The sequence below is a fragment of the Desulfosarcina sp. genome (genome assembly GCF_055467485.1).
On record NZ_JBUOIV010000048.1, the window covers coordinates 1 to 13,177 of the forward strand.

7 protein-coding genes are annotated in these 13,177 nt (G+C 54.7%); 6 read left to right on the plus strand and 1 reads right to left on the minus strand.

Going from position 1 to position 13,177, the window contains the following annotated elements; genetic code table 11:
• Nucleotides 1-789 precede the first annotated feature (789 nt).
• The 3 genes from ACZCED_RS18635 to ACZCED_RS18645 are packed head-to-tail and all read left to right on the plus strand — an operon-like array spanning nt 790 to nt 6,854.
• Nucleotides 790-2,271 carry an efflux transporter outer membrane subunit gene (locus tag ACZCED_RS18635; RefSeq protein ID WP_464861412.1) on the plus strand — a complete coding sequence of 494 codons (1,482 nt, stop codon included), beginning with the start codon at nt 790-792 and terminating at the stop codon, nt 2,269-2,271.
• 14 nt (nt 2,272-2,285) lie between these two features.
• On the plus strand, nt 2,286-3,686 hold the full coding sequence (locus tag ACZCED_RS18640; RefSeq protein ID WP_464861413.1) for an efflux RND transporter periplasmic adaptor subunit: 1,401 nt from the start codon (nt 2,286-2,288) through the stop codon (nt 3,684-3,686).
• A 9-nt stretch (nt 3,687-3,695) separates the two neighbouring features.
• Nucleotides 3,696-6,854, plus strand: coding sequence for an efflux RND transporter permease subunit (locus tag ACZCED_RS18645; protein WP_464861414.1), 3,159 nt, complete (start codon nt 3,696-3,698; stop codon nt 6,852-6,854).
• A gap of 816 nt (nt 6,855-7,670) precedes the next feature.
• On the opposite strand, the gene ACZCED_RS18650 is transcribed toward ACZCED_RS18645, so the two are convergent.
• Nucleotides 7,671-8,897 (minus strand): MFS transporter, encoded by a 1,227-nt coding sequence (locus ACZCED_RS18650; RefSeq protein WP_464861415.1) that lies wholly within the window; start codon nt 8,895-8,897, stop codon nt 7,671-7,673.
• A gap of 610 nt (nt 8,898-9,507) precedes the next feature.
• Between ACZCED_RS18650 and ACZCED_RS18655 the strand changes: the two genes are divergently transcribed.
• The 3 genes from ACZCED_RS18655 (at nt 9,508) to ACZCED_RS18665 (ending at nt 13,158) form a co-directional block, all read left to right on the plus strand.
• Nucleotides 9,508-9,855: a hypothetical protein gene (locus ACZCED_RS18655; RefSeq protein ID WP_462971645.1), complete on the plus strand. Its 348-nt coding sequence runs from the start codon at nt 9,508-9,510 to the stop codon at nt 9,853-9,855.
• Between the two features lie 731 nt (nt 9,856-10,586).
• Nucleotides 10,587-12,146, plus strand: coding sequence for a sigma-54-dependent Fis family transcriptional regulator (locus ACZCED_RS18660; RefSeq protein ID WP_464861416.1), 1,560 nt, complete (start codon nt 10,587-10,589; stop codon nt 12,144-12,146).
• Between the two features lie 388 nt (nt 12,147-12,534).
• Complete coding sequence (locus ACZCED_RS18665) at nt 12,535-13,158, plus strand: site-2 protease family protein (protein WP_462971647.1); 624 nt, start codon at nt 12,535-12,537, stop codon at nt 13,156-13,158.
• Nucleotides 13,159-13,177: the final 19 nt, after the last annotated feature.

Genomic DNA, 13,177 nt, shown 5'->3' on the forward strand with positions numbered 1-13,177 from the left:
CTTTCAAGGCAAACATGTCGCAGAGATAGCTAAAAAGCTCGTAGGGTAGGTTATAATGTTTTATGATGCCCGCATTCAGCGGAGACCACTTGAGCATCAATATAGATTCAAAGTTTCCGCAGGATGCGGGTAAGATAGACTGCCGTTGAAATTAAACCTCAAGAAAATGTTAATTTAAAGGCGTGCTTCTTGAGATCACCACGACAAATTTGTTATCGAACTCGATTTAATATTACTGCTATATCATTGTTATTTTATGCATAATCAAGCAACCACAACATCATGTGGTTGGTTCCCTCCTCCATCGATCGTATTCAAATTGAATATTTGTCCCGGCTAAAACAGCCTGGGTACTCGACCGGACTTTTTGACGGCTGTTTTCGTGATGCTTCCCATCTCGATTTATACCATTGTCTATGTTGTGCAGAATAACCTGATGAAACTTGTGTATTGGCTATCTTCCTTAATTTACATGGTTGTAGGCGTAATGATTGCGCAACAAATCGGTATAAGAATGAATGACATGAAGTATATCGACTTTCTGAAGAAGTTCAAGGCTGCCATATTTGCGAAATAGGCACAAAAGGTTTAAGCTATAATATTGGCATGCGTCACTTTGGCCTGTGAGGCTATAGTGCGAAGGAATCCGGTGAGTTTCGTCGGCTGATAACCAAATGGTCCCGGGCGGAACTGACAAGAAATTAGCCAAGAACGATCATAAATGTGATTTTGAATTAACCAATGACCCATCGTTTTAGGTGGGGGTCAGAAGATGTTGAAAGCAGCCCCATGGAACAGATCCCGAATGCACCGCCTCAAGCGCGCGTTTACCAGAAACTGGCCCCAGTCGCTCTCGCTGGAATGTTGCTGGTGCTGGTCGGTTGTGCAGCTGTAGGACCGGATTACACCCCGCCTGAAACCAATCTACCGGATGGCTGGCAGACGGAGCTGAGGGCCGGATTGCGTGATGAGCCCCTGGATCCCGAATCGCTGGCCCAATGGTGGCAGACGCTGGATGATCCCACCTTGACGCACCTGATCGATAAGGCCGTCACGGGAAGCCCGAATGTCCGCGCCGCTGCCGCACGCCTGCGCGAGGCCCGCGCCCGCCGGGGTGTCAGGGGTGCCGATCGCTTTCCGACCATCGACGCTGGTGCCTCGGTGACTACGACCCGTTCCAGTGAATCTACCGGCGGCGGGAGCGATAGCGAACTGTACAGTGCCGGTTTCGACGCAAGCTGGGAACTGGACATTTTCGGCGGCACCCGGCGCTCGATTGAAGCGGTGGATGCGGATGTGGCCGCCAGCCTCGAAGACCTGCACGACGTGCTTGTCAGCCTAACCGCCGAAGTTGCCCTTAACTATATTGAGGTGCGTTCGTTTCAATACCGCCTGGATATCGCCCGGGCCAACCGAGATGCCCAAGAGGAAACCTACCGTCTGGTTCAACACCGCTGGGACGCCGGTTTGGCGGCTCAATTGGAAGTGGAGCAGTCCCGATACAACCTGGAAAGTACCCGCTCGGAGATCCCTTCCCTGAATACCGGGCATGAGCAGGCCCTCAATCGTCTGGCCGTACTCCTGGGCCAACAACCGGGCACCCTAAACCAGGCCTTGGCCGAGCGACACCCCATTCCAGTAACCCCTATCGAACTGGCTGTCGGCGTACCGGCACAGACCCTGCGTCGCCGTCCTGATGTTCGCCGGGCTGAATGGGAACTGGCCGCCCAGACGGCGCGAATCGGAGTAGCCACGGCCGAACTGTATCCCAAGTTCAGACTTCTGGGGACCATCGGCCTGGAGTCCATCTCCAGCAGCAATCTGTTGACTGCAGGCAACCTTGCCTATAGCTTCGGGCCCAGCGTTTCCTGGCGTATTTTCGATGCCGGTCGAATTCGCCAGCAGATCGACGTCGAAACCGCCTTGCAGGAGCAGGCCCTGATTCAATACGAAGCCGCCGTCCTGACCGCACTGGAGGATGTTGAGAACGCCCTCGTGGCCTATGCCGACGAGCAGAATCGCCGCCGATCCCTGGTCCAAGCAGCGGAAGCAGCCAACCGGGCGGTGGAGTTAGCCCAGAACCGTTACCGCTCCGGGCTATCGGATTTTCAGAATGTCCTGGATGCCCAACGGTCGCTGCTTTCCTTTCAGAATCAGCAGGCCCTTAGCGATGCCACGGTCACCTCAAACCTGATCCGCCTTTACAAAGCCCTGGGTGGCGGCTGGACGCCGATTCCAGAATCCAGTACGGATGCACCGACAACCCCTTGAAGAGTAGGACAATTATGGTCAATGATACCGGCCGGGTGCCGATCATCAAACGCGTGTTAATCGTTGTGCCCATCGCTGTCGCCGTCATGATTGTGGTGATGCTGGTGGGTTCCAAAAAATCCCCCCAGAAACACCCTGCCCAGGAAATAGCCCGTCAGGTACGGGTATTGGAAATGGAGCCTATGGAAGTGGTTCCCCGTGCGATCGGATACGGCCTGGTAACGCCTGGGCGGGTCTGGCAGGTGGTGCCGGAGGTCAGCGGCCGGCTGGTGTTTGTCGATCCGGACTTCAAAAAAGGTAGTCTAATCCGGCAGGGGCAGGTGTTGTTGCGTATCGATACCATCGATTTCGAGCTGGCCGAACGGCAGATGGCGGCCAACATCGCCAAAATCAAGGCCCAATTGGTCGAACTGGAGCGGCAGGAGAAGAACTATCGATCTACCCTGAAAATACAACGCACGCTGCTCGATCTCAGCCAGAAGGAACTGGCCCGCAACCAACAAGCCAGGGAGAACCGCTCCATCTCGGACAGCGCCCTGGATCAAGCCCGCATGAATACACAGAGTCAGCTTAGCCAAGTGCAAGAAATCGAAAACGCTCTGGCCTTGATACCGGCGTCACAACAGTCGCTCGAAGCCGAATTGGTTTATAATCAGGCCCGCCTGGAGGAGGCCCGATTGGATCTGGCCCGCACGGAAATCTCCGCGCCCTATGACTGTCGCATCACCGATACGAATGCTGAAATCGGTCAGTATGTCCAGCAGGGGCAGACCATCGCCACAGCCGACGGTATTGGCCAGGCCGAAATTACCGCCCAGCTGCCCCTTAGTGCCATGCGCAAACTGTTGGCCGCAAAAGATTCCACGGGCCTGAGCGTCGATACGATGAACCTTGATCGAATGCGCATGGACAACCTGCGTGCCGAGTTCGACCTGTCGGCCAAGGTTCGTCTGATCAACGACAACTTCGGTGTTGAATGGGAGGCTCGTTTTGCACGCGCCGATGCCACGATCGATGCTCAGACGCGCACAGTGGGTATTATCGTGGTGGTGGATCGACCTTACGATCAGGTGATCATTGGTCAACGCCCACCGCTTGTCCGCAACATGTACTGTGAAGTTGAGATCAGCGGCCGACCCATTGCCGAGAAGATGGTGATTCCCCGGTCTGCCGTGCATGACGGCCATGTGTACATCGCGGATGCCGGCGGTCGACTGGCCCGCAAGCCGATAAAAATCGACTTTCCTCAAGGAGATTTCTATGTGCTGGCCGGTGGCCTTACTCCTGGAGACAAGGTTGTGGTCTCTGATTTGGTGCCGGCCATCGATGGCATGAAGCTGGACGCCGTTTTGGACGATTCCCTCCAGCAGCAGCTCAAGGCGCAGGCCGGCCGACAGTCATCGGACGACCATTAGGAGGGAATTATGATCCGATTCTTCGCCAAGCACCCCACGGCGGCCAATTTGCTGATGATTCTTTTTGTGGTGCTCGGGGTGATTAGCCTTTCCTCACTACGCCGCGAAACATTCCCGGATTTTTCCAGAGACTTGGTTAAAATCAGCGTGGTCTATCCCGGTGCAACAGCTGCGGATATCGAAGATGCCATTTGCCGGCGTATCGAGGACGCCGTGGACGGAATCAGCTATGTCCGAGAAACCACCTCCGAGGCCAGGGAGGGATTAGGAACAGTCACCGCAGAAATGGAACCCGACGGCGACATCAACACCTTTCTGCAGGACATCAAATCCGAAGTGGACACCATCCGTGATTTTCCGGATCAGGCCGAGGATCCGGTGGTCGAGAAACTGAATCTGACCGACCGGGTGGTGGCCATCGCCGTATCCGGGCCCATGGCTGTTACGGACCTCAAACACTATGTCGAGGATCTAAAAGATCGCTTGAAACTCGATGCGGGCGTTTCTTTAGTGACGGTAAGCGGCTTTTCAGATCGCCAGATCCGCATCCAAATACCGGCCAGCATCCTCATGCAGTATGGGATCTCCATGGAAGATATCGCCATTGTGATCGCACGCCAGAGCGTCGATCTGCCCGCAGGCGCCATCGAGACCCGGGACCAGGATATCCTTATTCGGTTTACCGACGAACGCAAAAGTCCCCTCGAATTTCGCGATCTGGTTGTCGTTGCCGGGACCAGCGGTGCCGAAATTCGCCTGGGCGACATAGCCCAGATCCGCGATGTCTTCGAACGTGCCGAAGATAAATTTATTTTCAACGGCAGACGGGCCGGTCTGTTGGAAATCAGCAAGACCAAGTCGGAGGACACCCTCACGGTATACGAAGCAGTACAAAAGTTCGTCGAGCAGGAGCGTCGGATTGCGCCCGCTGGTGTCGAGCTAAGTTTGACCCAGGATATGTCCTCGGTCGTGGCCGATCGCCTGCGCATGCTGACCACCAACGGCCTGCAAGGACTGCTGCTGGTATTTTTCACCATGTGGCTCTTTTTCAACTTCCGGTTATCGTTCTGGGTGGCCATGGGATTGCCAGTGTCATTTCTGGGAGCCTTTTTCATTATGCCGCAAATTGGCTATTCACTGAACATGCTGACCATGGTCGGCCTGTTGATCGGATTGGGGCTGCTGATGGACGATGCCATCGTCATCGCCGAAAATGTGGCCACCCACTTGGCGCGCGGCAAGCCGGCACTGGAGGCGGTGATCAACGGCGTCAGCGAAGTAAAAAACGGTGTCCTGGCCTCATTCACTACCACCATCTGCGTGTTTGGGCCACTTGCCTTTCTCGAAGGCGATATGGGCAAAGTGCTCAGGGTCATGCCGGTGGTACTTATTCTGGTGTTGGCGGTCAGCTTAGTCGAGGCCTTCTGGATTCTGCCGAATCACCTGGCCCATTCACTGGCACACCATGACATCAGCCGCCGGAGCCGCTTTCGCCGATGGTTTGAAGACCGCATCGAAGGATTTCGGGAACGAATCGTGGGATCGGTAGTGGATATGGTCATCCGGTGGCGCTATCTGTTTGTCGGCTTGGTAATCGGAATCTTCATCCTTTCCGTCGGCATGCTGGCGGCGGGCATACTCAAATTCAAACCCTTCCCCGATGTGGACGGTGACTTGGTGCAAGCAAGGATCCTATTGCCCCAGGGCACGCCGCTGGCTAAAACCGAGACCCTGGTTGGTCGGCTGGTTGATGCCATCCACCAGGTAGACCGCGAATTCACTCCGGACCAGCCGGACGGCAATCAGCTGATTCAGAACGTATCGGTCCAGTACAATCTGAATGCCGAGGCATATGAAACCGGTGCCCACGTTGCCACGGTCTCGGCTGACCTGCTACCGGCCGAGATTCGTAACGCCCGCGTGGACGACATCCTCAACCGCTGGCGGGAAATTACTGGTCGGGTGCCGGATGTGATCGCCCTCAAGTTCGGTGAATCCGGCTTTGGTCCAGCCGGGCGCCCCATTGACATCAGGCTGCGCGGTCACGACCTGGACGAATTGAAAAGCGCTTCGCTGGCTCTCCAGAATTGGCTCAATCAGTTCAACGGAGTTTTCGATGTCTCCGACGACCTGAGACCAGGCAAGCCCGAAGTTCGATTGAGAATGCGGGAAGGCGCCAAAGCACTGGGGCTGGATGCCCAGACCGTGGCCTCCCAGCTGCGCAGCGCCTACTACGGGCACACTGCTAGTGAAATCCAAGTGGGCCGCGAATCCTATGAAATTGACGTCCGGCTGCGTGACGAAGATAAAAGCAGTTTGGCCAATCTAACCGATTTTCATGTCACCCTACCGGATGGCAAGCAGGCTCCCCTTGAATCCGTGGCCGTATTGAACCGCGATCGCGGCTATGCCCGCATCGCCGCCGTCGACGGCTTACGAACGGTGACCGTTCAGGGAGACCTGGACACCCGCATCACTAACACGCAGCAAATCATGATCCTGATGAAGCAGGAGTTTTTGCCTCAGCTCACCACTTCCCATCCGGGTGTGCGCGTCTCGCTAGAAGGTGAGGCCAAGGAGTCGGCGGCAACCGGTGCATCTCTGGCCCGCGGTTTTGTCATCGGGCTGGTGGGAATTTTTATCCTGCTCAGTTTTCAGTTTCGCAGCTACATTGAACCGGCAACGGTGATGGTGGCGATTCCGCTGGCCTTTATCGGAGTGATCGGAGGACACCTGCTAATGGGGTTGGACCTGACCATGCCAAGCATGATGGGTGCCGTCTCTCTGGCAGGCATTGTGGTCAACGATTCCATTTTATTGGTCGAGTTCCTCAAGATTCACCGGCGCAGGGGCTGGTCAACGGCCGAGGCGGCACGCCGCGCCAGCCGGGAACGCTTCCGGGCGGTGCTGATTACCTCGCTGACCACTGTTGCCGGACTACTACCCCTATTGGCAGAGAAGAGCCTCCAAGCCCAGGTTTTGATCCCTCTTGCCGCTAGCATCGTTTTCGGCCTGCTTGCATCTACCGTTCTTGTCCTACTGGTGGTTCCGGCGCTGTATACGATACTGGATGATTTTGGGCTGACGGTCAGGCTCTCCAGCGACAACGACCAAAGATCAGAGTCTGATGCCGATCGGGAACTAAGCGGAAAAATGCCGATTAGCTGAGGCGATGACGCCAGCCTACAAAGCTCCACACACAAGACATTGGATGATGAATGGGAATGGCAATACAGAAGAGGACTGCAAAGCCGCCTCTCAAAAACATAAATTGAAAAACTGATTTCTTTGAATTCGGCCAATTGCTGAGTGAGTGCATTATTAGGATCGGTTAAAACATTGAATAGGGGATTGACGGATTGGGCAAGATTAAATCGATGCCACAGGAAAAAAGAAGAAGTAATTATGCCAAGCCCTAAGCATGCGATAGACACAACCTATTCAAAAGAATATAAGACCTGCGATAGCTGCTATTAAAGCGAACATCTGAACAAAAGCGGCCAGCCCCAATTTATGGTGGTTGGCCTCTCATTCTTGGAAACTGTGATTAGGTCGATCTATGTGCAAAAAAATCAGGCTGGATCAAACTGCCCATACAGCTCCCACAAACATTGTATTGGTGCCATCTTCCAAAAACGACGTTCGACGCATCTCAACACACTTCCGGTGGGTGTCTATCAATACCTGCTGGGGCGCCTGACCGGCCTGGCGGGATTTAAATGTTCAAACGATTCAATTTTCCATTTTTTCTCTGTTCAATATGTCAGGCACGGAGGATAAAGATTATTTACCTGCGGAACCAAAACGGATGATCGTCGACCACCCGGCATCGCTTTTTGAACAGAGCATGCCATTCAATGGCCGACTGAGCGAAACGACCTGACCATTTGACGTTGAGCGTTTGATAGCCAGCATCATATGGTAAAGGCCATTTTTTCCTTTATGCGGTTCTCTCCGAAACGGCCTGATCCAGATCGAATCATCTCACCGGCCCTTCACCGGTCGCAAAAAGAGCAGCATTCCCCAGGCAATCAGGGCCATGGCGGTCACGATGCGAAAGGTTGGCTGGTAACTGCCGCTGAGGTCGAACAGATGCCCGGCAAGCAGAGGACCAACAGACCCGCCGGTGGTGCCGAAACAAACCACGATCCCGAAGAGGGCACCGTGGGACTGGATGCCGAACCACTCTGCCACCAGGGGCGAAATGGCGGTGAAGAAGCCCCCGTGAGCCATACCGTATACGACTGCAAACAGATACAACATCCACGGTTGGTGGGCAAACTGCAGCCAGCCGAGGCCGATCAGAAGCAGGACGAAGCAGCCCCCCATCACCGCTTTGCTGCCCGTGCGATCGATGATCAGACCGCTGACGAAGCGCCCCAGCATGCTCACCGCACCGATGATCGCGAGGACTCCGGCGGCCCGCATGGAGGGGAATCCCAGATCGCGGGCATGAGGGACGATGTGCAGCATGATGATCATCAGGCAGAAGACCAGGCAGAGATTGACCAGACAGATGGTCCACAATTGAACCGTCTTGATAGCACGAGACAACGGGAGGCTGGCGTCCGTTGAAGGCGTCGTGCTCCGGCTGTCGACAGATTCCCGTTGCCTGTGCGGACGCCATGCATCCGGGTCACGGCGCAGGAACTGGGCCATGCACACCAGAATCAGGGCGACGCTGGTACCGATCAGCACAAAACTCCACCGCCACCCGTAAAGAAGGATCAGCCCGCTGGCAGACAGGGGAATGAGGAATTGGCCGGCACCGGTGCCTACCTTAACGATGCCGGTCATAAAGCCCCGGCGGTGGGAAAACCAGCGGGCGATGGTGGTCAGCGCGATGACGTCGATGGAGCTGAGCCCCATGCCGAAAATGATGCCGTAAAAGAGGTAAAGCTCCCAGAGGGTGGTGAGGCGGGCCATCAGGACACAGCCCAGGCCCAACAGAATTGCCGTGACCGTCATGAGTTGACGCGGACCGAAGCGGTCGTTCAACCGGCCGACAATCACCCCAAAAAGGCCCATGATGAAAAAGGCCAGCGAAGAGGCACCGGAAATGGCCGCCCGGGACCAGCCGAATTCCTCCATCAATGGGTTGAAGAAGACGCCGAAGGCGATAAATGCTCCCACCCCGAGAGCCTGGATGGAAAAACAGATAGCCGCTATGAGATGGGCGTAGCCATATCGCCGCGGTACTCGAATCGGCATTGGCATCCTTTACGGTTAGGGGGCATCAGGGATCAACCTCGCTGTTGACTCTTTATATGTCCTGGGTCAATCGTTCAATCCGTTTTTTGATTTTCGCTTTGATGATGATCCCATTTCTGACGGTTTCAGGTTTGTCTGCCGGGGGGCCGGAGCTGGCTCGAGGAAAGAAAACAAGCAGCAGGCAAGATCAGAACAGAATCTGGAATGGTTCCCGTGCTTCTTGGTTTGCCTATTCTTTTACCAACAAAATCGGCAGCGTTGACAGGACCGGGTTTTAACCGGACCAAGCCATGCGGTTTCGCATGATCTCCATTCAGGTCCGTTCAAAGGAAAAAGGCTCACGATTTATCGGCAAAAATCACGATATTTGAAAAATTTGACTTATATTCGCTATTCCTCAGCGCCCTCTCCGTCAGCAAAGCGCCCGCAACTATAATTTTCAGCTTTATAACAGATAGTTAAAAAACCTTGCCGCGTTGGCACACCTTCTGCTCAACAGATTGGCAGAACCCCGTGCATTGAAACGCTATAGCGAGCGCATTCCCCGTCGCTTGCGACTGAGAGGGTTCGATGGCCTATCGCTTGAGGCCAAATGAGAGAGGAGCAGACGATGAAAATGACAGGATTCCAATTAGAAGCTGTTGCCGTCCTGGCAACCCTGACATGGCTGAGCATCTTTGTTCCAACCCTCGTTACCGAGTTCTTCCCGCTTGCCATCTGGGAAGAGATGGAAACCTGGGAACAAACCCAGTTGGCCACCCTCGATCGCGACATTGCACGGGATAAGGGAACAAGGCCGATGGGGGCTGGTGATGCCGACATGGTCGAGGCGTCATTCCCATTTGATGTATGGGAAGAATCGGATGATATTGGTGGTATCGATTGGAGCTCGATTAAGAATTGGAACGCTTTCCATTTAAATTATGGGACAGTGAGAGAAGACACGACGCGCCCTTGAAGGCGTTGCAGCAACCCGCGCCAGGCGCCGACTGAACAATCAATACGGGTGTATCGAGACCATGCTGCTTAAGCTTAACTTTGTACCTAAAAGAGGTAAGAACGGCAGGTTGACAGATCGAATAATAAAGCCTGAAAGGAGGGCGCCATGTATCCAAAAACGCTCTATGGATGGTACAATATGCTGGTTAGGGATCACCCCTACAATGAAAAAACAGCCCACATCCTCGATCACACATTCAAGCCTAGCTCCCGCTTGCTATCCACCCTGGCAAACCGAAACAGGAAATCCAAAGCGTCTGATTCTAAACGCGCAAAGCGATTCGCTCTCGAATAGAAACAAGATACGCCCCTACCCGCCTGTATCCGCGAAGCGTTCAAGGCCCCAGAACCCCGCAACCGATATGGAACGCTGAAAAGCCGTTGGTATGACAGGATGAACCTGCTCAGGCCATTGGGATATTCCAACCAAAGCCCGATCCAACCCGTCAGGTTGGATCGGGCCGCCGTTTTCGTTTAACGGACACGCTTCGACAATCCCCACGATTGCGTCAGGGGCCGCGCGCGTCAACCATCCCGATCAAGACTCAAAAATTAATGATATTACCTCAAAATTATCAAATATTGACATCGCTTCATCGATACCGTTAACATCAACATGGAATGGAAAGTAACGAGGACCTCAGAACCGGGTCTCCGAAGATCCCCATGCATGCGGTTTATCCACGGACGATGAATGATTTTGACCACAACTTCTACAAGATCCTCTTTGAGGATCTCGACCCCGACAAACTGAGGAAGCGGTTCCTGCAACTGCTTTTGAAATTGCAAAATGTCGAGCGTGGTTCAATATGGATCAGGCGGGAAGAGCACTATGTGTGCGTTGAATCCTTGGGGGGGCCGTCGGAGATCGACATCATCACCGGCGCCACCATCGATGTCAAAGAGAAGAGCATCGTCGGATGGGTCATGGAGCACGGCGAAATGACCGTCGCAGAGGCTGGAAGAGACCCCCGCCATTGTCAGGAATTTGAGAAAGACATGCAGTTGAAAAGCGCCCTGATCCTGGCCTTTCCATTGATATTGGGAAGTGGAGACGTGTATGGCGTCGTCCAGATTGTCGATACCAGTGCGGGCGGCAGTCGGTTGAACATCGATGGTCAATACCTGCAGCTTTTGAAAAGCATCGTCGATATGGGCGCCGTTGCCTTTAACAACGCACTGCAGCATACCAGTCAGGTGAACCGAACCCGGGAACTTGAACACACCCTCGACGAGATTCGAAACAAGGTCCGGATCATCGGTCAAAGCAGATCCTTTTTACAGGCCATGAAAAAGGTTCGCGATTACGCCCGGACAGACTTTCCGGTCTTGATTACCGGCGAGAGCGGGACCGGGAAAGATCTCGTGGCCCTGGCGCTGCACAATCTCAGCGCCCGCGCTGAAAAACCCTTTGTCGTCCAGAATTGCAGTGCCATCCCGGAAACGCTGCTGGAAAGCGAATTGTTCGGCTACAAAAAGGGTGCCTTTACCGGCGCCACGGAAAACAAGACCGGTCTTCTCATGGCAGCCAACGGCGGTACGGTATTCCTGGATGAAATCGGCGACATGTCGCTGCCGCTGCAGGCACGCATGCTGCGGGTCATCCAGAATAATGAAATCAAGCCCCTGGGGGAAACCAACACCCGCCGGATAGACGTGCGCGTGGTTTCAGCGACGAATAAAGACCTGGTTGAAGCGGTTAAAGAAAAGCGTTTCAGGGAAGACTTGTACTACCGCCTCAATGTCCTTCCACTGCATCTGCCGCCCTTGCGAAAGAGGAAAAATGACATCCCCCTTCTTCTGAATTATTTCATCAGAAGGGAATCCATCGAGTTGGGCACCCCCCGAAAACGAATTTCAGGCGACGCATTGGCCTTCCTGCAAAGTTACCGGTGGGAGGGCAATATCCGGGAGCTCGAAAATTTCGTCAAATACATCCTCAGCACCGTCGAAGGCAACATCGTCGGCGTCGACGACATCCCTGATCACTTGAAGCGCAACGAATCGGAAAAAGCGGCGGCAGCCGGAAACCTTCCTGCTCCTGGAACTTCAATGGTTCCGGAGCTTCCATTCGCCAGGCAGAATGTCGATACTCACTTTGATGGCGTAACATGGGCGGAACTCGATGAGGCGTATGTCACTCACCTTCTTAAAAAAAACAACTGGGTGGTAACGCGGGCGGCCAAGGACGCGGGCATAAAGCGATCCACCTTTGATTCAAGGATGAAAAAATTGGGTATCAAAAAATGATCGTCCCTGCCAAGGCCCGGAACCTGTTGGCTGGAATGGCTTCAAACCAGCGTGATCGACAAATCCGTCCCTGTTTATCTGCCCCCGCTAATTTCAGCACCGCTCCGGCTGCCTGCAACCCACCGCCGCTCGAAGACAGTCACCGCCTGATCCCCCACGCATCCGGTCATCGCTGTCTTATTCTTGCCGGCAGCACAAGGGAAGCCCCCGCCTGCCGCCTGTCCGATGGCGATCCGATGATTGCGCCCCGGGCAAATGTCCCTGGATAATCCCGCGAGATTGCCTGTGTTTCACGAAAAGCGTTTCATAAAAACACTGCACGATGGTATATGGATAGGTCGATGGAATCACCGAAACGGTTGACCGCTGAACGAAGGGACCCCAGATTGTGGATATCGGATTGATCCTGCTCAAAGTGCTGGCGCTGTTCATGGCCCTGACCTTTCACGAGTTCGCCCATGGCTGGGTGGCCAGGCGGCTGGGCGACCCTACCGCCGAGTCCCAGGGGCGCCTGACGTTGAATCCGAAGGATCACATCGACCCCTTCGGCACCGTTCTGCTGCCGGCCATGCTGATCCTGATGAAATCGCCCGTGGTCTTCGGTTGGGCCAAGCCGGTGCCTATCGATCCGCGCAACTTCAAGGACCCCAGGCGCGGCATGATGTGGTCGGCCCTGGCCGGCCCGATGATCAACCTCTTTCTGGCCGGCGTGCTGGCGGTGGTCTTCAAAGCCATGCTCATGGCCGGCATCCACATGCGCGGGCTATTGCTGTTTCTGATCATCGCCATCCAGCTCAATGTCTTTCTGGCGATCTTCAACCTGATCCCCATTCCGCCGCTGGACGGCGGCCGGGTGATGGTGGGACTCCTGCCGCCCAGGCAGGCCATGGCCTACAGCCGGATCGAGCCCTACGGGTTCATGATCGTCATCGCCCTGATGTACTTCAATATCCTCGATCGGTTCGTCTTCTATCCTATCCAGGTCATCCTGCGGTTTTTGGGAATCGGTTAAGGCACCGTTTCCTCAACTG

What these genes read in the sequence shown, in the direction of transcription:
- ACZCED_RS18635 (WP_464861412.1), top strand. Translation starts at nt 790, where the DNA reads ATGGAACAGATCCCGAATGCACCGCCTCAAGCGCGCGTTTACCAGAAA.
- ACZCED_RS18640 (WP_464861413.1), top strand. Translation starts at nt 2,286, where the DNA reads ATGGTCAATGATACCGGCCGGGTGCCGATCATCAAACGCGTGTTAATC.
- ACZCED_RS18645 (WP_464861414.1), top strand. Translation starts at nt 3,696, where the DNA reads ATGATCCGATTCTTCGCCAAGCACCCCACGGCGGCCAATTTGCTGATG.
- ACZCED_RS18650 (WP_464861415.1), bottom strand. Translation starts at nt 8,897, where the DNA reads ATGCCGATTCGAGTACCGCGGCGATATGGCTACGCCCATCTCATAGCG.
- ACZCED_RS18655 (WP_462971645.1), top strand. Translation starts at nt 9,508, where the DNA reads ATGAAAATGACAGGATTCCAATTAGAAGCTGTTGCCGTCCTGGCAACC.
- ACZCED_RS18660 (WP_464861416.1), top strand. Translation starts at nt 10,587, where the DNA reads ATGAATGATTTTGACCACAACTTCTACAAGATCCTCTTTGAGGATCTC.